Source organism: Aeromicrobium duanguangcaii, assembly GCF_024508295.1.
GTDB classification, from domain to species: domain Bacteria; phylum Actinomycetota; class Actinomycetes; order Propionibacteriales; family Nocardioidaceae; genus Aeromicrobium; species Aeromicrobium duanguangcaii.
In genome coordinates, this window is record NZ_CP101990.1 from 1,071,292 (window position 1) to 1,097,819 (window position 26,528).

Sequence of the window (26,528 nt, forward strand, 5' to 3'; positions counted from 1 at the left end):
AGGGTGCAGGTTACGAAAGTGCAACCGTCTGTTACAAGTCAGTGTTCACTCCGGACGCGGCCGCCCCGGACCCCGCGCAAACCGCGGCGAACCCGGTCCCGAACACGGCGAAACGCGCCGAGTCCGCAGGGGACTCGACGCGTTTCGCGGGTGCTGTGTGGAACCGGGCGCGCGGCCCGGATCGTGGGACTCAGGCGGCCTGGTGGGCCTTCATCGCCTCACGCTTGGCCCGGCGCAGGGCCTTCGACTCCGGCGAGCGGCCGACCTTGTACGGGTCGGACGGCTTCTTGGAGTACGCGCCCAGCTGGCGGACGACACTGCCCAACTGCTTGGAGAGGCGGCCGGTGTTGTAGCGCAGTCCGTACTTCTCGACCAGACGCTGCACGTCGTGGCTCACCTCGTCGTACCGGCGAGCGGGGATGTCCGGGAACAGGTGGTGCTCGATCTGGTAGCTGAGGTTGCCGGTCAGCACGTGGAACGGCTTCGAGCCGGAGATGTTGGCCGACCCGAGCAGCTGGCGCAGGTACCACTGGCCGCGGGTCTCGTTCTGGGCGTCCTCCTCCTGGAAGGTCTCGGCGCCGGCCGGGAAGTGGCCGCAGAAGATGACCAGGAAGGTCCAGACGTTGCGGGCGAGGTTCGCGACGAGGTTCGCGCCGATGACCGCGACGGGTGCCCACCAGCCGACGAAGGGGATGGCGGCGCAGGCGATCAGCGGGTAGGCGACGTAGTCCTTGAACACCTGGCGACGGACCTTCGCGTAGGCGCGCTTCTTGCGGGCGACGAACTCCTCCTTGCTCATCTTGCCGCCGAGGTACTCGTCGAGCTCGATGCCGTGGTACATCACGCCCCACTGGAAGAACAGCATCAGCGTGAACGCCAGGGGCAGGTTGAACCGGTGGTTGGGGTACCACGGCTGGTCCTTGTCGATCCGCAACAGGCCGTAGCCGATGTCACGGTCCATGCCGTGCACGTTCGTGTACGTGTGGTGGATGTAGTTGTGGCCGTGCTTCCAGTCCTGCGACGGCGCGACGTTGTCCCACTCGTAGCGCAGGCCGTTGATCATCGGGTCGTTCATCCAGTCGTACTGACCGTGCATGACGTTGTGGCCGATCTCCATGTTCTCGATGATCTTCGAGAGGGAGAGGCAGATGACGCCGGCGATGAACGCGGGCGGGAAGATCGGCAGGAAGATGCCGATGCGGCCGAACACCTCGAGCCACTTCTGCAGGCGCATGACGCGGCGGATGTAGTCGGCGTCCTCCTGGCCCAGGTCGTCGAGCACGCGCTGGCGGACGGTGTCGAGCTCGCGCCCGAACTCCTCCAGCTGCTCGTACGTCATGAAGTCCAGGCCGACGGTCGACTTGCGGTTCGGGTCGTAGGCGTCGACGAGCGGCACGGGTGCCTGGTTGTGCTCCGAGGCGCTCAACCGCTCGATGGGGGCGTGCTTCCTTCGCTTCAACAGGGGCATCTGTTCTCTCCTCACAGATCGACCGCGACGTCGCCCACGGGGACGTTGACGCAGACCTTGATGGTTTCGTCGGTGTCGGCACAGACCTCACCGCTGATGACGTGACGCACGGCGCCATGGAGCTTCTTGACCGCGCAGGTGTTGCACACACCCATGCGGCATCCGTAGACGGGGGACAGCCCGGCGGCCTCGGCCTGCTCGAGGATCGTGGTGCCGGAGTTGGGGGCGGCGACGCCGCTGGCCTCGAACGTGACGCTGCCGGTCGCGTCCGCGGCGTTCAGGTCGACCGAGGGGACCTTGAAGTACTCGGCCGTCAGCTGGTCCTTCGCGCCGAGCTCCTCGTAGAGCTCGTGGACCGAGGCGATCAGCCCGGCGGGTCCGCAGACCCACGTCGGCGTGGTCGTCGCGTCGATGTCCAGACGGCGCAGGTGGTCGAGGGTGATGCGTCCGACCAGCTCGGCGCCCGGCTCGGGCTCGCGGGTGTAGACGCGCACCATGTCGACGAACGGCAGCTCGCCCAGGGCGTCCAGCTCGGTGGAGAACATCTCGTCCTCGCGGGAGCGGGCGTAGTGCAGGAAGGTGACGTGGCCGCGGTGGCCGCGATCGGCCAGCGTGCGCAGCATGCTCATGACCGGGGTGATGCCCGAGCCGCCGCTGATCAGCAGCATGTCCTCGGGGACCTGCTTCGGGAGCACGAAGTCACCGGAGGCGGGGGAGAGGTAGACGATCGTGCCGGGCTTGAGGTGGCCGGCGTGCAGGAACTGCGAGACGTAGCCGTCGGGGTGGGCCTTGACCGAGACGCTGAACAGCCCGTCCTTGCGCTCTGCGGAACTCGACACGCTGAACACGCGCACGCGGCGGGTGCCCTCGACCTCGACGCCGAACTCGACGTGCTGGCCCGGGACGAATCCGGACCAGGCGCCGTTGGGCCGCATCAGGACGGTGCTGGCGGAACCGGTCTCACGGATGACGTCGACGACGCGACCCCGCACGGCCTGGACCGTGAGCATGGGGTGGACGAGGGTCAGGTACTCGTCGGGATGGTGCGGGGACGTGACCTTGGCGACGGCCGGGGAGGCCAGGGCCCTGCGGATCAGTCCCATGGAGCTCCTGTCGGATGGTGCCGTGTTGACTGATCGGAATCAGTGAACGTCTGTTCACCCAAGGATGTCAGGTCCGGCCCGCAACGGTCAACAGGACATGCCGTGTCGTGGAACACGTGTTCACTGAACCCTTCGGCGGTGCCACGGCCTAGGCTGGGGCGGTGTCAGAAGCCGGTAGTGCGCGTCAGCAGCAGAAGGAGCGCACCCGTGCGGCTCTCCTCAACGCCGCGCTGGAGTTGAGCAGTGAGCAGGGATTCGCCCAGACCAGCCTGCGCCAGGTGGCGAAGCGCGCGGGCGTCGTCCCTGCGGCGTTCTACCGGCACTTCGCGTCGATGGACGAGCTGGGGCTGGCGCTGGTCGAGCGGTGCTTCGGCACGCTGCGCACCATGATCCGCGACGCCTCGCGCGACCCCCAGGTGTTCCTGCAGATCATCGACGCGGCCGCCGAGATCCTGGTCGAGGCGGTCAAGCAGAACAAGGCCGACTTCGCCTTCGTGGCGCGCGAGCGCGTCGGCGGGTCCGAGGTCGTGCGACGCGCGATCAGCCACGAGCTGGACCTGTTCGTCTCGGAGTTGGCCGTCGTGCTGGCGCGACTGCCCCACATCGAGACCTGGAGCGCCGACGACGTGCAGATGGTGTCGCGGCTGTTCGTGCGCAACATGGTGGCGAACGCCGAGGAGGTCGTCGAGATGCCCGAGGGTCGGCCTGACCTCGAGGAGCGCATCCGCGAGGGCGCCCGCCGCCAGATGCGGCTCATCGTGCTGGGCTTCAAGGACTGGCGCAGCTGAGACCCCGCCGGGGGATCACCAAGGGTTGGACAGAATGGAACCCATGACGAGCAGTGACACGTCCGACCCGGTCGACCTGGGCATCCTGCGCGAGCTGGCCGGGACGCCCCACGGGCCGGTCGAGTGGCGCCAGCGGATGCGCGAGACGCAGCGGCAGATGTCGGCGTTCCTGATGGAGTACAAGTTCGCCCTCGACGAGGTCGAGACCAAGATCTCGATCCTGCGCGAGGAGTTCGAGCTCGCCCACGAGTACAGCCCGATCGAGCACGTGAAGTCGCGCCTGAAGACCGTTGAGAGCCTGGTCGCCAAGGTCGACCGCATCGACTGCCCGCGCGACCTGCCCACGATCCGCGAGCGGATCCGCGACATCGCCGGCATCCGGGTCTCCTGTGCCTTCGTCGAGGACACCTACCGCTTCGCCACGATGCTCTCGCAGCAGCAGGACCTCACGGTCCTGGAGACGAAGGACTACATCGCCAACCCGAAGCCGAACGGCTACCGGAGCCTGCACCTGATCGTCTCGCTGCCGGTCTTCCTGTCCGACCGCACGGTGCACGTGCCGGTCGAGGTCCAGATCCGCACGATCGCGATGGACTTCTGGGCCAGCGTCGAGCACCGGATCTACTACAAGTACCGCAACGAGGTGCCCGAGCACCTGGGCGGGAAGCTGGCCCGGGTCGCCAGCACCGCGGCCGATCTCGACGCCCAGATGGGCCGCCTGCGCGAGGAGATCCGCTCGCTGTCCTGATGTGGCATCGGTTACAGTCAGGGCTAAGCAAGCGCTTAGTCAGGAGACTTCCATGTCCGTGGTGCTGTCCCGTCGAGACGTCGACTTCCTGTTGTTCGAGTGGCTGGACGCGGCCGGTCTGACCGAGCGTGAGCGGTACGCCGAGCACTCCCGCGAGACGTTCGACGCGGTCCTCGACCTCGCCGAGACGATCGCGACCGAGCGGTTCGCGCCCATCAATCGGCTGCTGGACACCCACGAGCCGTTCGTGGGGGAGGACGGCAAGGTCGTCCTGCCGGCCGAGCTCTCCGAGACGCTGCGCGTCTACGCGCGGTCGGGCCTGCCGGCCGCGACGTTCGACGCCGAGGTCGGTGGGATGCAGCTGCCGTTCACCGTCGGCCAGGGCGCGTTCGCGTTCCTGCAGGCCGCCAGTGCGGCCGCCGCGTCGTACCCGTTCCTGTCGACGGGCAACGCCAACCTGCTCGTCCACCACGGCTCGACGGACCAGGTCGAGCGCTACGCGCTCCCGGTGATCGAGGGTCGCTGGTACGGCACGATGGCCCTCTCGGAGCCCCAGGCCGGATCCTCCCTCGGCGACATCACGACCCGGGCGGTGCGCCAGCCCGACGGCACGTACCGGCTGTTCGGCACCAAGATGTGGATCTCCGGCGGCGACCACGAGCTGAGCGAGAACATCGTGCACCTGGTCCTGGCGAAGGTCGAGGGAGCTCCGCCGGGCGTCAAGGGGATCTCGCTGTTCATCGTGCCCAAGTACCTGGTCGAGGCGGACGGCTCGCTCGGTGAGCGCAACGACGTCGCCCTGGTCGGCCTCAACCACAAGATGGGCTGGCGCGGGACGACCAACACGCTGCTCAACTTCGGCGAGGGTCTCGCGACGCCGGGCGGCGTGGCCGGCGCGGTCGGCGACATCGTCGGCGAGGAGGGCCACGGACTGGCCCAGATGTTCCACATGATGAACGAGGCGCGGATCTCGGTGGGCATGGGCGCGGTGGCCCTGGGCTACACCGGCTACCTCCACTCGCTCGAGTACGCGAAGCAGCGCACGCAGGGCCGCGTGGCCGGCGCCAAGGACCCCGCCCAGCCGCAGGTGCCGCTGACCGAGCACGCCGACGTGCGCCGGATGCTGCTGGCCCAGAAGTCGTACGTCGAGGGCGGGCTCGGCCTGCTCCTGTACTGCGCGCGGCTCATCGACGAGGAGGTCAGCGGCCCGGACGCCGCGGCACGTGAGCGCGCCCGTGAGCTGCTCGAGGTGCTCACGCCGATCGCCAAGTCATGGCCCTCGCAGTGGTGCCTCGCGGCGAACGACCTCGCGATCCAGGTGCACGGCGGCTACGGCTACACCCGTGACTACGCGGTCGAGCAGTTCTACCGCGACAACCGGCTGAACCCGATCCACGAGGGCACGCACGGCATCCAGAGCCTCGACCTGCTCGGACGCAAGGTCGTCGCGGGCGGCGGCGCCGCCCTGGGCGCGCTCGTCGCCACGATCAAGGCGACGACGGCGCGGGCGGCCGGCGGCGACGAGACGGTCGCGGCCTACGCGGCGCAGCTGGACGCGCGAGTGGACCGGCTGGTCGAGGTGACCGGCGCGCTGTGGGCCGGTGGCGACCCTGCGGTGGCACTGGCGAACTCGGCGGTCTACCTGGAGGCCGCCGGGCACGTCGTCGTGGCCTGGATCTGGCTCGAGCAACTGCTCGCCGTCGGTGACCGCGCGGACGCATTCTACGACGGCAAGCGGGCGGCGGCCCGGTACTTCTTCGCCTTCGAGCTGCCGAGGGTCGACGCCCAGTTCGACCTGCTGGCCTCGCTGGACCGCACCGTGCTGGACCTGGATCCCGCGGTCCTCTGACCGACCGATGCCGGTCCGTCAGCCGGTGGCGGGCGGTTCGATGCCGAGCGCCGCGGCTCGGCTGAGCCCGCCGATCGTGATCGCCGTCAGGGCGGCGACCGTGGTGTCCATGTCGACCTCGGCGCCGCGGAAGTGGGAGTCCATCGCGACGCCCCAGCACATGCCGACGCACATCGGCGTGGTCAGCTTCGGGTCCAGGGCCTGGGACCACACGGTGTCGGCAGAGGCGGAGTGAGCGGCGATCTGGTCCATGTAGGGCGCGATCCGCCGCTGGTAGAAGTCCTGGCCGGCGGCACGGTCGCTGAACAGGACGACGTGGAAGACCTCGAGGTACTCGATCAGGACGCCCAACAGCGCACGGTAGAACGCCTCGATCATGTCGGGCATGGTCGGGACGGGGCTGGTGAGCAACGGGGTGCGCATCAACTGAGCGAGTGGCTCGACGATCGCCTCCTCGAACAGCTGCTCCTTGGAGTCGAAGTAGCGATAGAGCAGGGCGACGTTGACGCCCGCGCGGTCCGCGATGTCGCTGACGCGCGCACTGCCCGGTCCCACCCGCAGGAACTCCTCGCGTGCTGCTTCGAGGAGCTGCCTGCGACGCTCTTCAGCGTGCAGTCGCGCCATGCTCGTGCCCCCCTTCTCCGTGCTCCGCCCCGGCCGGGGCGGGCCGCCCGGTCCCCGGCGCGTTGCGCTCGAGCAGCCCGTTCAGGGTCTCATGAGAGGGGCTTTCGGGCCCTGTGAACGAGCGTGATCATCCCCGGCCGGCACGGGCGCCCTCGACCTGCGCATCCGTCCACTCCAGGACCGGACCCCACAGTCGCTCGGACGAGGAGGGGCGGAAGAACCCCAGGTGGCCGACGGGTGCGTCGGGGGTCGTCGCGAGCTGCAGACGCTCGACCGGCGCTCCGGTGAGTCGCCGGGTGATCCGCTCGATGGCGGTCGGGGCGGCCCACGGGTCGTCGTCGATGCCGACGGCCAGGATCGGCAGGCGCAGCCGAGCCGCCCGGGTGACGGCGTCGAGCGACGGGTCGTCGAAGAAGTAGTCACGCTGCCGGGACCAGCGGCCCCACTGGAGCATGACCCCGGCCGGCATGTCCTCGCCGATGCCCAGGCGCCGCGCCGGCACGAAGCCGAGGGCGCGCGCGGTGAGCGGCCCGATGGCCGAGAGGATCGCGGCGACGCGCAGGCGCTCGGCCCGCTCGGGGATCAGCGCGGTGATGCCGGCGTGCGAGGCGATCGTGACGGCCGCGGTGAGGTGGTCGGCGCCCGCGCCGAGCGCGATCGCGTGGCCGCCGACGCTGTGACCGATCGCGAGCATCGGCAGCCCGGGGAAGGCGGCGTGCAGCCAGTCGCTCGCCGCCGGTGCGTCGAGGTCGATCCAGTCGGTCATCGTCACGTGCCGGTCGAGGCGCAGGGGAGTGGCCGCCGAGCGGCCCGTCCCCCGGTAGTCGTAGGTCAGCACCGCGTGACCTCGCTCGGCCAGCTGCTGGGCGAAGGCCCCGTAGATCTTCGTCGGCACGGCGGTGGCGGGATGCAGAACCACGGCCGCCCGCGGGTCGGCGGGGCGGCGCAGCTCGCCGACCAGCTCGCGCCCGTCGGCGCAGGTGATGGAGACGGTGGACGTGGGGATCATGCCGGAGGTTTCGTCAGGTGAGGGCTGGTCAGGATGCCGCGCACGGCGTGCTCGAGGGCATGCCGCGCGAGGGGATCGGTGGGGCGCGCCGGCTTCAGCAGCAGGACCCCGGGCAGGTCGACGACGCAGTGCCGGACGAGGTCCAGGGCCTCCGGGCTCGCGCCGCCGGTCAGGCGTGTGGCGAGCTCGTGGACCAGCGTGCGGACCTCGGTGCGCAGGTGGTGGAGCCGGCGACGATCGTCCTGGCTCAAGCGGTCGGTCGCGAGGGTGTGCGGGGTGACGGCCAGCAGCAGGCGCGCCCCCTGCTCGTCCCGGGTGGCGTAGTCGGCCGGGGCCAGGGCGGCGCAGGTCACGGCGTCGCGGGCGTCACCGCCGCGAGCGAGGACCTGCTCGGTCGCGTCGCGCTGGAAGCGCAGGAACTCCTCGGCCTGTCGGCTCCAGACCCGCACGAGGAGTCCGTCACGCGATCCGAAGGCGTGATAGATCGCCCCGTTCGACACGCCCGAGACGGCGGAGAGCTCGCGCGTGGTCACCCGACCGGGGCCGCCCTGGACCCACAGATCCCGGGCGTGATCGAGCAGCACGTCGAGGTCGTGCACGCGAGGTCGCGCCATGACGGCTCCTGGTTCGAGGCGATGGTGGAGGTACCATAACAGAGCGACCGCTCTGTTATCTGTCGCCGGCTCGCGGGACCTCGCCCCGGTGAGAATCCGACGGCTCCTAGACTCGAACGGTCACGTCGGGCCGCTCGGGTCCGACCTTCGAACGGCAAGGCAGGAACGATGTACGAGCACGGTGAGCGCCCCTGGTCCGTCCACTACGGCCCCGGCGTACCGACGCAGATCGACATCCCGGACGAACCCATCACCGCGGGCCTGGAGCGGGCGGCACAGAAGTGGCCGGACCGGATCGCGACGGACTTCCTGGGTGCCACGGCGACCTACGCGGAGACCGAGCGCGCCGTCCGCCGAGCCATGGTGGTGCTGCGCGATCTCGGTGTGAAGGCCGGCGACAAGGTGGCCCTGGTGTTGCCGAACAGCCCGAGCCACCTGGTCGCCTATCACGCGGTCCTGCGCCTGGGCGCGGTCGTCGTCGACCTGAACCCGACCTACACGCAGGCAGAGCTGACGCACCTGCTGGCCGACTGCGGGGCGGAGTACGCGCTGGTGTGGCACAAGGCCGTCGAGACGGTCCTGGCCGCACGCGGAGAGACCCGCGTCAAGGTGGTCAGCGTCGACATCAGCCGTGACCTGCCGACCTCGGCCCAGCTGCTGCTCAAGCTTCCCGTCAAGGCGGCGCGCGAGAAGCGCGACGCGCTCCGGGGCAGCGTCCCGTCGGACATCCTCGACTGGCACACCCTCGTGAAGAAGGCCCGCGGCGAGGTCGCGGCTGCCGAGGTGCACGCCGACGACCTCGCGCTGCTGCAGTACACCGGTGGCACCACCGGAACGCCGAAGGCCGCGATGCTGACCCATCGCAACCTCGTGGCCAACGTGGTCCACGGCCAGGCCTGGGCGCACTTCCGTGACGGCGAGGAGACGGTCTACGGCGTCCTGCCGTTCTTCCACGCGTTCGGCCTGACCTTCTGCCTCAACCTGCCCGGGTACATCGGCGCGACGCTCGTCATGTTCCCCAACTTCGATCCCGCGGCCGTGCTGGCCGCCTTCGACCGTCGCCCCGCGACCTTCATGGCCGGCGTCGCCCCGATGTTCGACCGGATCGCGATCGCCGCCGAGACGGCGAAGAACCCGCCGACCGCCGGCCTGCGCCAGGTGCGACTCGGCTTCGCCGGCGCCATGCCGATTCCGACGTCCACCGTCGAGCGGTGGGAGCGCCTGACCGGTGGCCTGCTGATCGAGGGCTACGGCATGACCGAGTGCGCGCCGATCGCCCTGGGCAACCCGTGCGCGCCCACGCGCCGCCCCGGCACCCTCGGTGTGCCGTTCCCGAACACCGACATGAAGATCGTCGACATCGACGACCACACCCACGAGGTGACGCCCGACGAGAACGGGCACCGTCGCGGTGAGCTGCTCGTGCGCGGTCCGCAGGTGTTCCTGGGCTACCTCAACCGACCCGAGGAGACCGCCCACCAGCTGCTCGAGGGCGGCTGGCTGCGTACCGGCGACGTCGTCGAGGTCGACGAGACCGGTTGGGTGACCCTGGTCGATCGCGTCAAGGAGATGATCATCGTCGGCGGGTTCAAGGTGTACCCCTCGACTGTCGAGGACCACCTGCGCCTCATGCCGGGCATCGCCGATGTGGCCGTGGTGGGAGTGCGCACGATTGCCGGTGACGACCAGGTCCTGGCGGCCTTCGTGCTCGAGGAGGGTGCCGACGCGCCGTCGCTCGACGAGGTCCGCGCCCACGGGGAGACCCGGCTCGCGCGCTATGCGCTGCCGCGCCGGGTGGAGATCCTCAAGGACCTGCCGCGTTCGCAGATCGGCAAGGTCATGCGCCGTCAGGTGCAGAAGCTCTTCTCGCACGACGACTGAGCGCGAGCGGGCAGGCGGCCCGCAGAGTGAACGACGACGGGTGGCCCGCATGATGCGGACCGCCCGTCGTCGTCGTGAGAGATGGGGTCAGGACTTGGCCGTGTCGTCCTGCTTCGGGGTGGCGGAGTCGCCGTCGGGCTGGCCGTCACCGTTGTAGTCGGGGGACTGCTGGGACCGGCCGTCGCGGTCATCCTGATCGGACCGGTCACGCTGGTCGCGGTTCCCGTCCTGGTCCTGCCCGCCGTCCTGGCCGGGTCCGCCGGGGAACCCGCCGCGGTCATCGTGCCCGGGTCCGCCGGGCATCCGGTCGCCGCCCTGCGGGCCGCCCTCACGATCGAACTCCTGCGAGATCTCGTGGCGTCCGCGCTCGGGTCCGTCGTCATCGCCGCCGCCGACGGCGTAGCCGGTGCCGAAGCCGAGTCCGGCCAGGATCACGCCTCCGGCCACGGCGGCCGCGATCGTGCCCTTGCGGCCCCGGGGGAGCCGGTCGCGCCACTTCGAGCCGCTGCCGGCGGCGGGGGCGTCAGCCGGAGCCGTGTTCTCGGCGGGGGTGGTGGGCTGGGGGGTGGTGGGGTTCTCGTTGTTCATGGTGGGTGGTGCTTCCTTCCTGGGGTGATGGTTCAGCTGTCCGCCGGTGCGTGGGCGCCCGCAGGCGCCTCTCCGGCGGTCACGGTGGTGGTGTTCCCGCCCGCGGTGACGGTGTAGGTGGCGCCGGCCTTGACCTCGGCCGACGAGTGGACGACCGACTCGAGGTCCTTGCGGGCCGTGAAGGCCGCGACCTCCGTGCCGTCCGCGTCCTTGATGACGACCCGCTCGCCGGCGGCGACGGTGGAGTCCAGGTCGGCGGCGAGCCACCCCTGCGGGGAGTCGCTCGACGGGACGCCCATCATCGCGGCGCTCCCGGTCGCGAGCAGGGTGCCGCCCGAGACCTCGAAGGCGCCGTTCGCGTCCAGGGCGCCGTCCTCGCCGCCGGTGGGTCCGTGGACCGTCACCCGACCGCCGGTGATGCTGAGATCGCCGTTGGAGTCGATGCCGTCACCGCTGGCCCACACGTCGACCGTGCCGCCGTTGATGACGACGCGCAGCGAGTCGTCGGCTGCCATGGAGCCGCCGGGCTGGCGCGTCGACTCGTCGCCGTCCGACGACGAGGCGTTGATGGCGTCGTCGGCCGAGCGCAGGTCCAGGTCGCCGTCATCGACGATGATGACGGAGCCCTCGACCGCCTCGGTCGACCCGGCGACGTCGATGGATCCGCCGGAGACCAGGACCTGCACGCCCTTGACGGCGTCATCGCGGGAGTCCACGCGGACGGACCCGTCCTGGACGAGGACGAACCCGGAGCCGGGGTCCTCGGTGTTGTCGGACCGGAGCCCGTCGTCCACAGCCGTCACGTTCACGTCGGCGCCCGAGGCCACGAGGTAGTCCTTGCCGATGATCCCGTCGTCGACGGCGTCGACCGAGATCGCGCCACCGGCCAGGACCAGGCCGTCCTTGCTCACGATGCCGTTGTTGCTCTGGCCCTCGACGGTCAGGGAGCCGGTGCCGCCGATCGTCAGGTCGGCGGTCGAGTAGAGGGCGCCGGTCGGAGCGTCGTCGGAGGTGTCCTCGTAGGTCGACGCGTCCTGGAGCAGGTTCTGGGTGCCGCCCTTCAACACGACCACGACGGAGTCCGCCTCGGCCACGTGCAACGCGGCCGTGGTGCCGGACGTGATCGTCGCGCCGTCGAGGAGCAGTCGCACCGCGCCGTCGGCGTCGGAGTCGACGACCACCTGCCCCGCCAGGGTGCCGTGCAGCCGGTAGGTGCCCGGCGCGGAGATCGTGACGGTGCCGTCCTTCGCGGTGACGGCGTCGCTGTCGGAGGTGGCGCTGTCGCCGGCCAGCTTCACGTCCACGGCGTCGGCGGTGTCCTCGGAGGTGTCGCCGGTCTCGATGTCGACGTTGTCGTCGAGCGCCGCGCGGACGGTGGTGGCGTCGGTGATCGTGGTCGAGGCCTGGCCGGCGTCGTCGGACGGGGCCTCGGACGCGCCGCAGCCTGCGATGACCGCGAGCGACGCGGTCGCCACCAGGATGGTGCGCAACCTGTGAGTCTTCATGAGGGTCCTTTCGGGACTGGCTCGGTGCTTCGTTGACTCGATCGTGCTGCGCCGACCTGTCGGCATGATGGTGCCGACTTGTGAGCGGGCTGTGAGCCGGTGGACGCCGTCGCCCCGGCCCCCGGCCACGGCTCACAGCCAGCGCACAGGAAGGCGGAAGTGCGGCGACAGCGCGCGCCGGGAGGGTGGTGGGTGCCCACCCCTTCGAAGCAGAGGAACTCCTCCATGACCCCGCAGCAGCTGACGCCGCACCTCGCCGTCCGGGGAGAGGCGACATGAGCAGGCGCCCTTCTTCCGACTGCCCACCGGGCGATCCCGCGAGTACCGTCGGACAGGTGGAGCCCAAGGCAGCGCAGTCCTCCCGGCTGACCCGGCCGGACGGGTCGCCCCTGCGAGTGCTCGTCGTCGACGACGAGGTCAATCTGGCCGAGCTGATCGCCATGGCGCTGCGCTACGAGGGCTGGGAGGTCACCATGGCGCACACCGGTCGCAAGGCCGTCGACCTGGCGCGAGAGCTGCGTCCCGATGCCGTCGTGCTCGACATCATGCTGCCCGACTTCGACGGCTTCGAGGTGCTGCGCCGGATGCGCTCCTTCGACCCGAGCGTGCCCGTGCTGTTCCTCACGGCGCGCGATGCCGTCGAGGACCGCGTCGCCGGCCTCACCGAGGGTGGCGACGACTACGTGACCAAGCCCTTCTCGCTGCAGGAGGTCGTCGCCCGTGTCCGGGCTCTGATGCGCCGTGCCGGGGCGCAGCAGGCCGAGTCGTCCTCGGTGCTGGTCGTCGGTGACCTCACCCTCGACGAGGACAGTCACGAGGTGTTCCGCGGTGGGGAGGAGATCACCCTGACCGCGACCGAGTTCGAGCTGTTGCGGTTCCTGATGCGCAACCCCCGGCGCGTGCTGAGCAAGGCGCAGATCCTCGACCGGGTCTGGAACTACGACTTCGGCGGACAGGCCAACGTCGTCGAGCTGTACATCTCCTACCTGCGCAAGAAGATCGACGCGGGCCGTGCGCCCATGATCCACACGATGCGTGGCGCCGGCTACGTCCTCAAGCCGGCGGAGTGACGTGCGCATGGTTCGACCGCGCTCGCTGACGGCGCGACTGGTGGCCACGACGGTGCTGCTCGTGGTGGGTGTGACCGTGCTGGTGGGGGCCCTGAGCGCTCTCGCCGTGCGGTCGTACCTGCTCTCGCAGCTCGACGACCAGGTCACGGCGTCGCTGCAGCGGGCCCAGCGGGCGCCGTCGTTCGGCGACGGGCCCGGCCCGGACGGTCTCGACGACCGTCGCGGCCAGGGCGTCGGCACCCTCACCGCGGTGTGGATCCCGGACCGGGACGTGGCAGTCGGTGACGTCATCGTCGAGGGGCAGGACGGTCGGACGAGTCGGTCGCCACTGTCCGAGGACGACCTGGAGGCCCTCGACGAGGTCTCGGCCGACGACGGCCCCCACACCGTGCGGCTGGACGACTTCGGTGGCTACCGCGTCGTGGTCGTCGAGACATCGGCGGGGAAGCTGGCGGCGGGCCTGCCCACCCGTGACGTGGACGCCGCGGTGGCCACACTGCTGGGCTGGCAGGGCGTGCTGACGGTGCTCGGCGCGGTCGCCGCACTGGGCGGGGCCCTCGTCCTGGTGCGCCGGCAGCTGCGGCCGCTGCGCGAGGTGGCCGGCACCGCGAACGCCGTGGCGCGGCTGCCCCTGGCCCGTGGGGACATCGAACTGGCCGAGCGGGTGCCCGCAGACCTCGCCGACGAGTCGACCGAGGTCGGTCAGGTGGGCAGCGCGCTGAACACGCTGCTGGACCACGTCGAGTCCTCCCTCGAGGCACGTCAGCGCAGCGAGGAGCAGGTGCGCCAGTTCGTGGCCGACGCGTCACACGAGCTGCGGACGCCCCTGGCGACCATCGCGGGCTACTCCGAGCTGGCCCGCAGCCGACCGGACGACGAGGAGGCGCTGCGCCGGGCCCTGGAGAAGGTCGAGGATGAGTCGCACCGGATGACCGCGCTCGTCGAGGACCTGTTGCTGTTGGCGCGGCTCGACGCCGGCCGTCCGCTGGCACGCCAGCCCGTCGACCTGACGCGGATGCTGCTGGAGGCGGTCGCCGACGCGCGGGTGATCGCACCGGACCATGTCTGGCGGCTGACGCTGCCGGACGAGCCGATCGAGGTCCTCGGCGACGAGCAGCGGCTGCACCAGGTCGTCACCAACCTGCTCACGAACGCGCGCAAGCACACGCCCGCAGGCACCACCGTGACCGTGGCCGCCGACCCGTCGGGGTTCACCGTCCACGACGACGGGCCGGGGTTCTCACCCGATCTGGCCGAGCACGCCTTCGAGCGGTTCACCCGAGGGGACCGTGCCCGCACCCGGGAGGGCGGCGTCGGGCTGGGGCTCGCGCTGGTGGCGGCGATCGTCGAGGCGCACGGCGGCGGCGTCACGCTCGACAGCCGGCCGGGTGACACGACCTTCACGGTCCGGCTGCCGGCGGAGGGCGCGCAGGAGGGCCCGCCCGGTGAGATCGACCGGTGAGGTGCGCCGGGCCACGGAGGGGACGGAGCGTTCACCCGGGGTTCGCGACTTCTTCTCCCACGTGCCATAGCACCGTCCCCGTCCAGCCCACCGGTGTTCATCCGCCTCGGGCTGACTACCTCTCAGGGTGCGCATCCACGCGCACGTACCGAGAGGAATCCAGATGAAGAACCCCATGGGCCGGGCGCGATCCCGGCGCATGTCACTGGCCGCCGTGGCGCTCGCCGTCGCCGGCGTCGGTTGCCTGAGTCCGGTCGCGACCGCCACGGTCTCGTCGACCGCGGAACCGGGCATCGTCCGGGTCGCGGACGAGCCGACCTACTTCGCGCCGCTGATCGACGCCGGCACCTCGTGGCGCTACCTGGCCACCGGCGTCGACCCCTCGCCGACCGGCGACCGCCACGCCTGGGCCCAGCCCGGCTTCGACGACAGCGCCTGGGCCACCGGGAAGGGCGGATTCGGTGCGAAGTGGGAGAGCGGTGTCGAGACCGCCAACTTCGACGACGGAATGCGCGCCACCACCGTGCTGCCGATGCGACCGACCGGTGGCGACAACATCCCCACGTACTTCTTCCGGACGACCTTCGATGTGACCGCCGAGCAGCTCGCGACCGGCGAGGACATCCGCTTCGACGGGTACATCGACGACGCGGCCGTCATCTTCATCAACGGCGAGGAGGTCAAGCGTCACCTCGTCGAGGACGGCACACCCAACGTCGCGTACGACAGCGGCACCGGCGAGGAGCTCGCGTTCACGATCCCCACGTCGAAGTTCCGGACGGGCAGCAACACCATCGCCGTGCGGCTGCACCAGGACCGTGCCACGAGCTCGGACATCTGGTTCTCGCTGGACCACCTGGGCGGCGAGCTGCCGCCCCCGCCCTCCGGCCCCGCCGTCGGCGCACCCAGCCGCGTCATCCTGACGCCGAGCGAGACCCCCGAGACCTCGCAGAGCTTCACCTGGCTCGCGGGCGCACCGGACGTCAGCGTGGGCCGCGTCCAGCTGCGGGTCGGCGACGGCCCCATCCGGACGGTCGGCGCCACGAGTCAGGGCACGGCCGTCAACCAGGCCAACCCGCACTTCTCCGCGACGGTCCGTGGACTGAAGCCCGACACGGAGTACACCTACCGCGTCGGCAACCCGGACGCCTGGAGCCAGTGGAAGACGTTCACCACCGCCGACCCGGACGCGGAGGAGACCGAGTACGTCTACTACGGCGACGCCCAGATCGGCCTGGACTCGACCTGGCCGAACGTCGTCAAGCTGGCCCGGGAGAAGGCGCCGAACTCGATCGGCTCGGTGCATGCCAGCGACCTCATCGACACCTCCAGCAACGACACCCAGTGGAAGAACTGGTTCACCGGCATGGGGGAGTCCGCCGCGACGACGAACATCTTCGCCGCGCCGGGCAACCACGAGTACTCGGGCGATCGGCTGCTGAAGTCGTGGAAGGCGCACTTCGAATACCCGGACAACCAGCCGAACTCCTCCACGATCGGCGACCTGGCCCAGCGCTCGGTCGGCGACACGGATGTCGCGCGCCAGTACCAGGCCTACTTCGACCACTGGTCGCAGTTCGCGCACGAGACGGTCTACTACAGCGACTACCAGGGCATCCGCTTCATCACGATCAACGCGACGACCGACTCGACGTTCCTGACCCCGCAGAACCTGCCGTCCTGCTCGGGTGAGGAGTGCCCGTCGAAGCGGGTCGCCGCGTTGTGGGCCGAGTACCAGGCGGCGTGGATGGACCACATCCTGGGCGAGTCGCCCGCGAAGTGGAACGTCGTCACGTTCCACCAGCCGGTCTACTCGGCGTCGGCCGGTCGCGACGAGCCGCACCTGCGTGGACCGTGGGTGCCGGTCTTCCAGAAGCACAACATCGATCTCGTCCAGATGGGCCACGACCACGTCTACGCCCGCGGCTTCAACAACGAGAACCGGACCGAGCGCGACGGTGTCACCGACGGCCCGGTCTACATCGTCCAGAACTCCGGCGCGAAGCACTACGACCTGGAGACCGACGAGCGGAACGTGTGGACGAAGAACGGTGCGACCCAGGTGCGCAAGGGTGAGGACTTCTCGAGCTTCGCGGTCGTGAAGGTCACCGACGACCGCCTGCACTACACGTCGTACATCGCCGAGAAGACCGCGTCGTCCACGACCGATGTCCCGGTCGGTGGCGTGTGGGACGAGTTCGTCGTCACCAAGCACGACGACGGCCGCAAGGTCGTCACCGAGGCCGGTGCCCCGGTCCCCGAGTTCGAGGACCTCACCCCGGCACCGCAGATCGTGAAGCAGTCGCCGACCACGGTCCGCACGAAGGTCGGCGGCGCCGTGCGCCTGGCCGTCGAGGCCCGCGCCGAGGGCGGCCTGTCCTACCAGTGGCAGCGCAGCCCGGTCGGGAAGAACGCGTGGACGGACATCGTGAACCAGGACAAGTCCACCCTCGTGATGGAGGACGTCACCGCGAACACCGCCCGGCAGCAATATCGGGTGGCCGTGACCTCGGGCACGCGGACGGTTCACTCGCTGCCCACGACCGTGATCGTGGCCCCCGACCGCAAGATCGCGTCGAAGGTCGCCGTCGGCAAGGCGACGGTCAAGGCCGGCAGGAAGGCCGCCGTGGCCGTGCGGCCCAGCGTCACCGGGAAGGTTCGCGTGACCGTCCGGGTGGGCGGCAAGAAGCTCACCCGCACCGTGACGGTGAAGGCCGGTCGCAAGACGACGGTGCGGCTCGGCGCGGTGCCGAAGCGTGCCAGGGGTCGAGCCGTCATCACGGTCGTCCTCAACCCGAGCGACGCGAAGTACGCGACGTCCACCCGGACCAAGGCGGTGAAGGTGAAGCGCTGAGTCTCGGTACGAGCGGGCCCGCCCCCGGCTTCGGCCGCGGCGGGCCCGTCCGCGTCTCCTCCAGCAGACGCGTCGAGTCGCGAGCCCGGTGGACCGTGCCTACCGTGGCCGAATGAAGTGCCGCACCCTCGCCAGCAGCATCGCCGCGCCGGTCGCCGCGGCCGTCCTCGGATCCGTCGCGACGTCCACCGGGATGAAGAGCCTCTGGTACCGGACGCTGCGCAAGCCGTCGATCCAACCGCCCGGGCCCGTGTTCCCGGTCGTCTGGACCGGGCTCTACGCGTCCACGGCCTGGGCGTCGGTTGATGCGCAGGCACGGATGACGCCGGACGAGGCGAGCACGTACCGCCGCAAGCTCGCGCTCAACATGGCCCTCAACGCGGGGTGGTGCTGGTCGTTCTTCCGCGGCCACCAGCTCGTGCCCTCGATCGCGGTCGCCGGGGCGCTGGCTGCCAGCTCGGCGGATCTGGCACGCACCGCCGGGGGAGCCTCGAAGCGAGCCGGTTGGGCGCTGGTGCCGTACACGGCGTGGAACACCTTCGCGACCGTCCTGACGACGGCGATCTGGCGCAAGAACCGGGGCCGCTGACTCAGGCGAAGGTGTCGAGAGCCCGCCGCAGGGAGAGCACCACACTGTTGACCACCAGTTGCTCGTGGGTCTCGCGAGGCTGGAAGTGGAGCAGTTCGTTCAGCTCCTCGTCGGCGGCCTTCAGCTCGGGGTCCGTGTCCGCCCCGTCGGCGTAGGCGTCGAGCGCATCGGCCACCCGGTGCATCGCGCGGGCGATCGGCTCTCGGACGGAGTCGGCCAGAGCCGCTTGACCGCTGGGGTCGCCCGGCATGCCGTGCGGCCGCAGCACCAGGTCGCTGACATCAGCCACGAGCAACGCCACGCGATCGAGAGCGTCCGCCTCCTCGGTGAGCTTCCTCAGGGCCTCGCGGTGGCGGCGCGCACGGGCGTTGCCCGTCAGCGACTCCTGGGCGCGCAGCACGGCGTCACGCATCTGCGCCCGTGCGCGACGGAGCTCGGAGTGGTCGCGGTGCCACTGCTCCAGGGTGGGCAGCTCGTACGCCACCATGAGGTCGCCCAGCTCGCGCAGCTGTGAGGCCAGGACGCGCCGCGTGTGTCCCACCGCGGACCGGGCGGGAGCCAACGGCAGCGGGGGAGCCATCACGTTGATCAGGATGCCGACCGCGGCGCCGTAGAGGGTCAGGCCGCCGTACGCGCCGATGAAGAACGCCTCGCCGTGGCCGATGATCAGCGTGAACACGGCCGCCGTGGGCGCCCAGCCACCCATCGCGCCCAGGGCTCGCCAGCCGGCCGCGCAAACCGAGAGCGCGACCACGATGCCCACGGTCAGGGGAGCGGTGTCACCGGTGACGAGGTCCACCAGCCACGCGATGGTGCCGCCCACGACGATGGCGCCCACGGCCTGCATCGACTCGCGGACCGAGCCGGCGAGGGTCGACGTCGTGGCGATGATCGCCCCGAACGGGGCGTAGTACGGGTAGTCCTGGGCGCCGGGGATGAAGCGGACGAGGCTCCAGGCGATCGCCGCGGCACACGCCGCGCGCAGCGCGAGCGCGAACCGGGGGTGACTCGCCCAGAGGTCGAGGAGCCGGATTCGTGCGGAGTGCATCCGGTCCACGGTGCCACGGTTCGCCGAGGGCGGCATGTCGTCGGCGGGGAACGAGCCCGATGGTGCGCCTCCGCCACGGGGGAGATCAGCGTGGCACCAGCAGCACGACCTTGCCCACCGACGCCCTCGATTCCAGCGCGCGATGGGCCGTTGCCGCCTCGGACAGGGGGAGAACCGTCCCGACGTGGGGAACCCGCGTCCCGTCGGCCGCCGCGCGGAGAGCCGCCCGCTCGAACTCGTCGAGCCGGTCCAGGATCGTTGGGCCGAGCACGTCGATCACCGGCCGGCTCGGATCGTCGTAGTCGTTCGGCTCTCCGGAGGACCAGCCGAACCGGACCAGCCGGCCACCCGGCGCGAGGCTGCGATACAGGGCGCGACCGATCGGTCCCGCGACGCCGTCGAGCACGACGGTCGGCGTGCCGACCTCACGCAGTCGCAGCTGCCAGTCGGGACGCTGGTGGTCCAGCGCCAAGGTCGCGCCGAAGCGAGCGACCAGCGCCGTCTTGTCCGGACCTCCCGCCAGTCCGACGGTCCGTGCCCCCGCGGTGGCCGCGCCCTGCAGCAGCAGCGGACCCAGCCCACCGGCGGCGGAGGTGACGACCACGACGTCCTGCGGCCTCAGCTCGGCCAGCTCGAGGATGGCGGTGGCCGTGCGGCCCGTCCCGATGGTGGCGACCGCGGTGGCGGCGTCGAGACCGGCGGGCACGAGATGGGCCCGGTGCGAGTCGACCACGGCCTGCTCGGCGTAGCCGCCGCTCGCGAAGCCGAGGTGGGCGACGACGCTGCGCCCCAGCCAGCTCCCGTCCACGCCGGCGCCCACGTCGTCGACGACGCCCGCGACCTCGCGCCCCGGGATCATCGGCAGCGTGGGGCGGTCGCCGGCGCCGAAGGCGTCCCCGGCCCGGATGGACGTATCGAGCAGGTGGACCCCGACCGCGTCCACGCGGATGCGCACCTGCCCCTCTCCCGGGACGAGGTCGGGCAGGGTCTCGAGGCGCAGGACGTCGGCGGGGCCGAAATCGTGATGACGGATCGCGTGCATGACCTCATCGGACTACCTCAACCGGACTTCAGGTCAAGCGCTCCCACCTGCCGCCGCGGCGTTCGGTGCGTAGGGTTCGAGGATGACCTCGATCCTGCTGACGTCCGAGGACCCTCGCGGCATCCTGCTGTTCGCGCCCGGAGCCGCCGGCGACCCGACCCGCTACGAACGTCTGCTGACGTCCGCGAACGAAGCCGGGTTCATCGTCGCGTCGCCCGAGCACGACCTGGACGAGACCTTCTCCGACGAGGTCGTGCGAGAGCGCGTGACGGCCCTCGCTGCAGGTCTCGAGGGTCTCGGGCACGAGGACCTTCCCGTGGTGGCCGCCGGTCACTCGCTCGGCGGCTGCGCGGCACTGTGCCTGGCCGGCGCGCGCCCGCGGAACAGCCGGGGCGCCGTGATCGACGTGCCCCGAGAGCCGCGGGTCGGCCGCGTGGTGGTGCTCGCGCCGGCGACCGGGTGGTTCGAGAGCCCCGATGCTCTGGACGACCTGAGCGTCCCGATCACGGTGTTCATCGGCGCGAAGGACGACGTCACCCCGCCGAGCACGGCCGAGGTCCTGTGGCCGGCTCCGACCTGGCTCGAACTGCGCACCTACGAGGGCGTGGGCCACTTCGACTTCATGTGGCCACTCCCGGAGATCAAGATGCCCACCCCGGGCCTGGATCACGAGGAGTTCTACGAGCGGTTCATCGCGGACTTCGTCACGTCGCTGGGATAGCGACTGGCGGGGCAGCGGATGGAGCAGGTCATCTCACGGCGCGATGGCCAGCTCGTCGATCCCGGTCGCCGACCAGCGTGAAGCGATGGCGCAGGACCGCGACACCGCCCGGGAAGTCGCCCTCGAGGCGGATCTCAGCGACCCAGCGCGTGTCGTCGACGCGCCGGGCGCCGATCAACTCGCTGGTGTACTCGAACTGGCTGCCGGCGGACGTGAGGAACTGGGCAGGTCCGTCGGTGTGATGGTGATGGGTGTCGTCATGCCGCGAGACTCGCGCCTCCTGGGCCGGGAGAGTCAATCGCTGGACCGCCACGTCGGGCCGCACGAGTGACGGGCGGGAACCCCGCACGTGAAGGTCCGGGTGTCGGGCTGGCCCGACTCCAAGTGTCGGGATGGCAGGATCGGATCGCGGCCAAGACGCGACAACGATGGAGACATGACAACCGTGAGCATTTCCTCCATCCGGCAACCGCGGTCCGCGGTGGCCGCCCGCGTCGGCTGGGACACCCTGTACGCGATCACCGCCTTCCCGTTGGGCCTCGTCGGCTTCGTGGTGACGGTGACCGGGATCTCCGCCGGCGTCGGCACCCTGATCATCTGGGTGGGCCTGCTGGTCCTCTCGGCCACGCTGGTCGTGTCGTCGTGGCTGGCCCGCCTCGAACGCCTCCGCCTGGTCGCGATGCAGGGCCGCGAGCCGCGTCCCGACTCCTACCGCGTCGCGGGCGCGAAGAGGGGCCCGATCGCCCGGCTGCTCGACCCGCTGCGCGATCCGCAGATGTGGCTGGACACCCTGTGGGGTCCGCTGGCGTTCGTGACCGGGATCCTCGCCTGCGTCGTGACCGTCACGTGGTGGGCTGTCGCGCTCGCCGGAACGACCTACTGGTTCTGGCAGCGGTCACTGCCCGACACCTACGACACGCTCGCGTCGCAGCTCGGCCTCGGCAACGGGCGGGTCGCCGAGAGCCTGCTCAACCTCGCCTTCGGACTGATCGCGTTCGCCACCCTGCCGTGGGCCGTCCGTGGCGTCGCGTGGCTCCACGCCTCGCTCGCCGACGTCGTGCTCAACGGCCGCAGCTCCCTGTCCGCGAGGGTCGAGCGTGCCGAGGGCGCGCGAGACGCGGCCCAGGAGGCCGAGGCCGTCGCACTGAGGCGACTCGAGCGGGACATCCACGACGGACCGCAGCAGCGCCTGGTCCGGTTGACGATGGACCTCGGTCGCGCGCGGCGCCAGGTGGACGCCGATCCCGAGCAGGCGTCGGCGACGATCGAGTCGGCCCTCGAACAGGCCCGTGAGACGCTCGACGAGCTCCGGTCGCTCTCGCGAGGCATCGCGCCGCCGTTGCTCGTCGATCGCGGGCTCGGGGTTGCCCTGGACGAGCTCGTCGTCCGCGGCGCGGTCCCGGTCGACCTCGTCCACGAGCTGCCCGCGGGACTCTCGCCGCACGTCGAGACGGCCGTCTACTTCACCGTCTCCGAGGCGCTGACCAATGTCGCGAAGCACTCGGGAGCCGCGGCCGCGCAGGTGCGGGTCGTCCCGGTCGGCACCGACCTGCTCGTCGAGATCAGTGACCACGGCGTCGGCGGTGCCCATCTGGGCAAGGGGCAGGGACTGGCCGGCCTCGGGCAACGCGTCGCCGCCGTCGGCGGCACCCTCGAGGTCGACTCGCCAGAGGGTGGCCCGACCGTGGTCACCGCTCGGATCCCGCTCGGGTGACGGCCGGCGGTGTGACCGCACGCGAGTCGATGGCCGATGCTGGTGCGATGCGCATCGTGATCGCCGACGACTCGGTCCTGCTCCGGGAAGGGCTGAGCCTGCTGCTGGCCGAAGCCGGTCACGAGGTCGTGGCCCAGGCCGGTGACGGGCCGGGCTTCGTGTCGGCGATGACCGACCATCGTCCGGACGTCGGCGTCGTCGACGTCCGGATGCCGCCGAGCCACACCGACGAGGGTCTGCGGTCCGCGGTCGCCGTGCGGGCCCAGTGGCCCGGGGCGCGGATCATGGTCCTGAGCCAGTACGTCGAGGTCTCGTACGCCGACGACCTCCTGGCCGGGGGAGAGGGTGGCGTGGGCTACCTGCTGAAGGACCGCGTCAGCAACGTCGACGACTTCCTGGGTGCGCTCGACCAGATCGTGAGCGGTGGCACTGTCCTGGATCCCCAGGTGGTCCAGCAGTGGATGGGGCGTCGAGCCGACCCGGTCGCCGCCCTCACCCCGCGCGAGCGGGACGTGCTCGCGCTGATGGCGGAGGGGCGCTCCAACCACGCGATCGCAGGAGCGCTGCACGTCACCGAGGGTGCGGTCGAGAAGCACACCCAGCGGATCTTCGCGAAGCTCGGTCTGCATGCCGACGAGAGTGATCATCGCCGCGTGCGAGCCGTGCTGGGTTGGCTCCGCTCGACCTCACGCGGCGACTGACGTCACACGTCGCCGGCGGGCAACTCCTCCAGCAGGACGTCCGGGTTGTCGCGGGCGACCTTGTTCGCACGCCACTTGTCAGTGAAGAGGGCCATGTAGGTGCCGTCGGTGCGCTGCAGGACCTCGAGGCCGCGCGTGCCGGCCAGGGCTCGCGCGCCTTCGGCATCGGTCCGGCGAGCCACCTGGTAGTCCAGCCGGGAGAGGCGGATCGGCGAGGAGAACTCGTTCTTCATGCGCTCCTCGACCACCTCGAACTGCAGCGGGCCGACGGCTGCCAGGACCGGGCTCTGGTCGCCGCGCAGGTCCGAGCGCAGCACCTGGACGACGCCTTCCTGGTCGAGCTGCTCGATGCCGCGGCGGAACTGCTTGTACCGGCCGATGTCGGCGGCGGTCGCGGTCATGAAGTGCTCGGGAGCGAAGCTCGGCACCGGGGGATAGTCGATCGGGTCACCGTCGTAGACGGTGTCGCCGACGCGGAGCGCCTGGGCGTTGACGAAGCCGATGATGTCGCCCGGCTCGGCGTGCTCGGCCGAGGAGGTCGTCCGGCCGAACACGGACTGGGCGTACTTCGTCGTGAAGGGCCGCCCGGTCGAGGCGTGGGTCACGACCATGCCTCGCTCGAAGGTCCCGGACACGACGCGCGCATAGGCCAGCCGGTCACGATGGGCGCTGTTCATGCCGGACTGGACCTTGAAGACGAACGCGCTGAAGGCGTCGTCGACCTGGCGCACCGTGCCGTCGACCCCGGCGGTCGCACTCGGTCCGGGAGCCAGCTCGAGCAGCAGCTCCAGCAGCTGGGCGACACCGAAGTTCTGCAGCGCCGAGGCGAACATGACCGGCGTCGTCTCGCCGGCGAGGAAGCGCTTCTGGTCGTGGTCGGCGCCGTCGAGGGAGAGCAGCTCGCTCTCGTCGGTCGCGTTGGCCCAGACGTCGGCGTCGACGTCCTCGACCTCGTCCGACGTCATGCGGCGCTCGGGCGCGCGCTCGGCTCCGCCGGCGGTGCGGGTGTACTTCACGAACTCGCCGGTGCGGCGGTCCAGGACGCCGCGGAAGTCGCCGGCCTCACCGACCGGCCAGGTCAGGGGAGTCGGACGCAGCTTGATCTGCTGCTCGATCTCGTCCATCAGGGCCAGCGGGGACAGGCCCGGTCGGTCCCACTTGTTGATGACGGTGATGACCGGGATGCCGCGCAGCGCACACACGCGGAAGAGCTTGAGGGTCTGGGGCTCGAGGCCCTTGCCGGCGTCGACCAGCATCACGGCCGAGTCGACCGCCGAGAGCACGCGGTACGTGTCCTCCGAGAAGTCGCTGTGGCCGGGGGTGTCGACGAGGTTGATCACGTGGTCGCGATAGACGAACTGCAGAGCGGCGGACGTGATCGAGATGCCACGCGCCTTCTCCATGTCCATCCAGTCGGACACCGTCGCCTTGCGGTCGTCCTTGCCGTGCACCGCCCCGGCCTGGTTGATGACTCGGGCGTGCAGCGCGAGCGCTTCGGTCAGCGTGGACTTGCCGGCATCGGGGTGGCTGATGACGGCGAAGGTACGGCGGGGGCGTTTGTCGGACACCACCCGATTTTACTCGGGAGCCCGGCAGGCGGGTTCAGCGGAGCGCCACGGACGCCGGATCGGTGCTGAGCACCCGCACTGCGAGCGTCGTCGTCCTCTCGACACCGAGATAACCCACGACCGTGTTCACGCGGCCCAGGTCCAGTGGGAGTAGGCCCGGCGTGCCGGGCACGTCGGGGGTGAGACCGAGGTCGAGGTCATCGCGGCCGGACATCATCTGGATGTTGAACTCGTAGCGCTCGCGGGCCTCGGGCGCGGCGAGCTTGCGGACGATGGTGGCACCCATCCGCCGCGTGCCCGTCTCCACGGCCCAGGAGTCCAGGGTCGCTGCGAGGGTGCGTCCCTCGTTGTACTCGATGTCCGCCCAGACCGTCTGCATGGAGCCGGCCTGCGTGAGGAGCACCGCCGCGGTCTTCTCCCCGATCCCGGAGACGCCCGGGAGGTTGTCGCTGGGATCGCCGCGCAGGGCGGCGAAGTCGAGATAGTGCTCGGCGGCGATGCCGTACATGCTGACGAGCCGGGTCGGGTCGAGCAGCGGCGAGGCGTCGATGCCTCCGTTGATGAGGCGTAGCACGCGGGTGTGCTCGCTGATGTGGCTGAACGCGTCGCGATCGGACGTGATGATGACGCAGTTCCAGTCGTGGTCCCGCGCCCACCGGGCGCCGGAGGCGCTGACGTCGTCAGCCTCGAGCCCCGGGGGAGTGAGGGTGGCCAGCCCGAGGGCGTCGAGGAACGTACCCGCGCGATCGAGCTGCTCGACGAGTGCTTCGTCCTTGGCTGCTCGTCCCGCCTTGTAGGCCGGATAGAGCTCCTCGCGCACGGACGCCTTGCGGTCGTCGAGCCCGAAGATCACCGCATCGGGGGCGAACCGCTCGATGGCCTCGATGATCTGCCGCAGCATCCCGTGCAGGGCCCAAGCAGGCCGGCCCGACCGGTCCACCAGTCCCGTGTGTGCCCGGGCGTGGTGATTGCGGTGCAGCAGCGAGGGTGCGTCGACCACGAGCAGCAGCTTGCGGGGCGGAGCATCGGGAGCAGGCATGGGAGTGCTCGCCATCCTAGAGCGCCCGGGGCCGGCAGACTCCGTCGCCGGGGTGGGGGCACGGTGCCCCGGGAGTGCCGCGGTCATGCGTGGTCGCCGCCCGATTCCGGGTCCGCGGCGTTGTAGCGCCGCATGAGGTCGGCGAACGTGCGTCGCTCCTCGGGGGACCAGTCCGCGATCCGGTCTCCCAGGAGCTCCAGCAGGGCGGCACGGGTCGAGCGCAACAGTCGCGCGCCGGCCGGCGTCACGCGAACGGATCGAGACTCGTCGCGTTCGATCAGCCCACGCCGCGTCAGGCCGGCGAGCTGACGGCTCACCGTCGACTTGTCCAGGCCGAAGACGCGGGCGAGGTCATGGGCGCGAACACCGTCCTCGGCTGAGACCTGGCCGAGGAGGCTGTACTCCGCGAACGACAGCTCGGGCGCGATCCGCTCCACTGCGCCGCGCGCGCGGCGACCGTACAGGGAGAGCTGGTCGAGCAGCTCCTCGTTCACCCGATCGTCACTCGACTTCGCGTCTGATGCCATGGGTTGTAATCTACAA

The 26,528-nt window shown here is 70.6% G+C and carries 24 protein-coding genes; 12 read left to right on the forward strand and 12 right to left on the reverse strand.

The features are described 5' to 3' along the window. Nucleotides 1–190: 190 nt before the first annotated feature. On the reverse strand, nucleotides 191–1,468 hold the full coding sequence (locus tag NP095_RS05485) for a fatty acid desaturase family protein (RefSeq protein ID WP_232416990.1): 1,278 nt from the start codon (nucleotides 1,466–1,468) through the stop codon (nucleotides 191–193). Between the two features lie 11 nt (nucleotides 1,469–1,479). Next, the gene (locus NP095_RS05490) at nucleotides 1,480–2,571 is read right to left on the reverse strand and encodes a ferredoxin reductase (RefSeq protein WP_232416988.1); all 1,092 of its coding nucleotides are present in this window, start codon (nucleotides 2,569–2,571) and stop codon (nucleotides 1,480–1,482) included. Between the two features lie 161 nt (nucleotides 2,572–2,732). On the opposite strand from NP095_RS05490, the gene NP095_RS05495 reads away from it, so the two are divergent. Genes NP095_RS05495 through NP095_RS05505 form a run of 3 tightly spaced genes read left to right on the forward strand, consistent with a single transcriptional unit; the run spans nucleotide 2,733 to nucleotide 5,956 of the window. Beyond that, nucleotides 2,733–3,359 (forward strand): TetR family transcriptional regulator, encoded by a 627-nt coding sequence (locus NP095_RS05495; protein ID WP_232416986.1) that lies wholly within the window; start codon nucleotides 2,733–2,735, stop codon nucleotides 3,357–3,359. 43 nt (nucleotides 3,360–3,402) lie between these two features. Continuing rightward, on the forward strand, nucleotides 3,403–4,107 hold the full coding sequence (locus NP095_RS05500) for a GTP pyrophosphokinase (RefSeq protein WP_232416984.1): 705 nt from the start codon (nucleotides 3,403–3,405) through the stop codon (nucleotides 4,105–4,107). A 52-nt stretch (nucleotides 4,108–4,159) separates the two neighbouring features. After that, nucleotides 4,160–5,956 carry an acyl-CoA dehydrogenase gene (locus tag NP095_RS05505; RefSeq protein WP_232416982.1) on the forward strand — a complete coding sequence of 599 codons (1,797 nt, stop codon included), beginning with the start codon at nucleotides 4,160–4,162 and terminating at the stop codon, nucleotides 5,954–5,956. Nucleotides 5,957–5,974: 18 nt separating this feature from the next. Here NP095_RS05505 and NP095_RS05510 read toward each other — a convergent pair whose 3' ends face one another. From NP095_RS05510 to NP095_RS05520, 3 genes are all read right to left on the reverse strand, one after another. After that, complete coding sequence (locus tag NP095_RS05510) at nucleotides 5,975–6,580, reverse strand: TetR/AcrR family transcriptional regulator (protein ID WP_232416980.1); 606 nt, start codon at nucleotides 6,578–6,580, stop codon at nucleotides 5,975–5,977. A 127-nt stretch (nucleotides 6,581–6,707) separates the two neighbouring features. Next, the gene (locus NP095_RS05515) at nucleotides 6,708–7,589 is read right to left on the reverse strand and encodes an alpha/beta hydrolase family protein (RefSeq protein ID WP_232416978.1); all 882 of its coding nucleotides are present in this window, start codon (nucleotides 7,587–7,589) and stop codon (nucleotides 6,708–6,710) included. Next, nucleotides 7,586–8,203, reverse strand: a complete 618-nt coding sequence (locus tag NP095_RS05520; protein WP_232416975.1) for a TetR/AcrR family transcriptional regulator — start codon at nucleotides 8,201–8,203, stop codon at nucleotides 7,586–7,588. Before NP095_RS05520 ends, NP095_RS05515 begins: the two co-directional genes overlap by 4 nt. A gap of 168 nt (nucleotides 8,204–8,371) precedes the next feature. Here NP095_RS05520 and NP095_RS05525 point away from each other — a divergent pair, with 168 nt between their 5' ends. Further along, nucleotides 8,372–10,084 (forward strand): AMP-binding protein, encoded by a 1,713-nt coding sequence (locus NP095_RS05525; protein ID WP_232416973.1) that lies wholly within the window; start codon nucleotides 8,372–8,374, stop codon nucleotides 10,082–10,084. Nucleotides 10,085–10,171: 87 nt separating this feature from the next. On the opposite strand, the gene NP095_RS05530 is transcribed toward NP095_RS05525, so the two are convergent. Together NP095_RS05530 and NP095_RS05535 are read right to left on the reverse strand one after the other, a co-directional pair. Beyond that, entirely contained in the window at nucleotides 10,172–10,672 is a 501-nt protein-coding gene (locus NP095_RS05530; RefSeq protein WP_232416971.1) for a hypothetical protein, read from the reverse strand. 32 nt (nucleotides 10,673–10,704) lie between these two features. Beyond that, on the reverse strand, nucleotides 10,705–12,162 hold the full coding sequence (locus NP095_RS05535) for a carbohydrate-binding domain-containing protein (RefSeq protein WP_232416969.1): 1,458 nt from the start codon (nucleotides 12,160–12,162) through the stop codon (nucleotides 10,705–10,707). A gap of 350 nt (nucleotides 12,163–12,512) precedes the next feature. Between NP095_RS05535 and NP095_RS05540 the strand changes: the two genes are divergently transcribed. The 4 genes from NP095_RS05540 (at nucleotide 12,513) to NP095_RS05555 (ending at nucleotide 18,152) form a co-directional block, all read left to right on the forward strand. Then, the gene (locus NP095_RS05540) at nucleotides 12,513–13,247 is read left to right on the forward strand and encodes a response regulator transcription factor (RefSeq protein WP_306173285.1); all 735 of its coding nucleotides are present in this window, start codon (nucleotides 12,513–12,515) and stop codon (nucleotides 13,245–13,247) included. Between the two features lie 7 nt (nucleotides 13,248–13,254). Then, the gene (locus NP095_RS05545; RefSeq protein WP_232416968.1) at nucleotides 13,255–14,709 is read left to right on the forward strand and encodes a sensor histidine kinase; all 1,455 of its coding nucleotides are present in this window, start codon (nucleotides 13,255–13,257) and stop codon (nucleotides 14,707–14,709) included. A gap of 163 nt (nucleotides 14,710–14,872) precedes the next feature. Beyond that, nucleotides 14,873–17,563, forward strand: coding sequence for a fibronectin type III domain-containing protein (locus NP095_RS05550; RefSeq protein ID WP_232416966.1), 2,691 nt, complete (start codon nucleotides 14,873–14,875; stop codon nucleotides 17,561–17,563). Between the two features lie 112 nt (nucleotides 17,564–17,675). Further along, complete coding sequence (locus NP095_RS05555; RefSeq protein ID WP_232416963.1) at nucleotides 17,676–18,152, forward strand: TspO/MBR family protein; 477 nt, start codon at nucleotides 17,676–17,678, stop codon at nucleotides 18,150–18,152. 1 nt (nucleotide 18,153) lies between these two features. On the opposite strand, the gene NP095_RS05560 is transcribed toward NP095_RS05555, so the two are convergent. Together NP095_RS05560 and NP095_RS05565 are read right to left on the reverse strand one after the other, a co-directional pair. Then, the gene (locus tag NP095_RS05560; protein WP_232416961.1) at nucleotides 18,154–19,200 is read right to left on the reverse strand and encodes an FUSC family protein; all 1,047 of its coding nucleotides are present in this window, start codon (nucleotides 19,198–19,200) and stop codon (nucleotides 18,154–18,156) included. Nucleotides 19,201–19,285: 85 nt separating this feature from the next. Next, nucleotides 19,286–20,242 (reverse strand): alcohol dehydrogenase catalytic domain-containing protein, encoded by a 957-nt coding sequence (locus NP095_RS05565; RefSeq protein WP_232416959.1) that lies wholly within the window; start codon nucleotides 20,240–20,242, stop codon nucleotides 19,286–19,288. Nucleotides 20,243–20,324: 82 nt separating this feature from the next. On the opposite strand from NP095_RS05565, the gene NP095_RS15255 reads away from it, so the two are divergent. The 4 genes from NP095_RS15255 (at nucleotide 20,325) to NP095_RS05585 (ending at nucleotide 23,378) form a co-directional block, all read left to right on the forward strand. After that, complete coding sequence (locus tag NP095_RS15255) at nucleotides 20,325–20,963, forward strand: alpha/beta hydrolase family protein (protein WP_304523536.1); 639 nt, start codon at nucleotides 20,325–20,327, stop codon at nucleotides 20,961–20,963. Nucleotides 20,964–21,006: 43 nt separating this feature from the next. Continuing rightward, on the forward strand, nucleotides 21,007–21,294 hold the full coding sequence (locus tag NP095_RS05575; protein ID WP_232416957.1) for a hypothetical protein: 288 nt from the start codon (nucleotides 21,007–21,009) through the stop codon (nucleotides 21,292–21,294). 114 nt (nucleotides 21,295–21,408) lie between these two features. Next, nucleotides 21,409–22,677, forward strand: coding sequence for a sensor histidine kinase (locus NP095_RS05580; protein ID WP_232416955.1), 1,269 nt, complete (start codon nucleotides 21,409–21,411; stop codon nucleotides 22,675–22,677). Nucleotides 22,678–22,724: 47 nt separating this feature from the next. Then, the gene (locus NP095_RS05585) at nucleotides 22,725–23,378 is read left to right on the forward strand and encodes a LuxR C-terminal-related transcriptional regulator (protein ID WP_232416953.1); all 654 of its coding nucleotides are present in this window, start codon (nucleotides 22,725–22,727) and stop codon (nucleotides 23,376–23,378) included. 2 nt (nucleotides 23,379–23,380) lie between these two features. Here NP095_RS05585 and NP095_RS05590 read toward each other — a convergent pair whose 3' ends face one another. The 3 genes from NP095_RS05590 to NP095_RS05600 all read right to left on the reverse strand — a co-directional run bounded on the left by NP095_RS05590 (nucleotide 23,381) and on the right by NP095_RS05600 (nucleotide 26,512). Then, entirely contained in the window at nucleotides 23,381–24,946 is a 1,566-nt protein-coding gene (locus NP095_RS05590) for a peptide chain release factor 3 (protein WP_232416952.1), read from the reverse strand. Between the two features lie 34 nt (nucleotides 24,947–24,980). After that, nucleotides 24,981–25,985 carry a 5'-3' exonuclease gene (locus tag NP095_RS05595; protein WP_232416951.1) on the reverse strand — a complete coding sequence of 335 codons (1,005 nt, stop codon included), beginning with the start codon at nucleotides 25,983–25,985 and terminating at the stop codon, nucleotides 24,981–24,983. An 83-nt stretch (nucleotides 25,986–26,068) separates the two neighbouring features. Next, entirely contained in the window at nucleotides 26,069–26,512 is a 444-nt protein-coding gene (locus tag NP095_RS05600) for a MarR family winged helix-turn-helix transcriptional regulator (RefSeq protein ID WP_232416950.1), read from the reverse strand. Nucleotides 26,513–26,528: the final 16 nt, after the last annotated feature.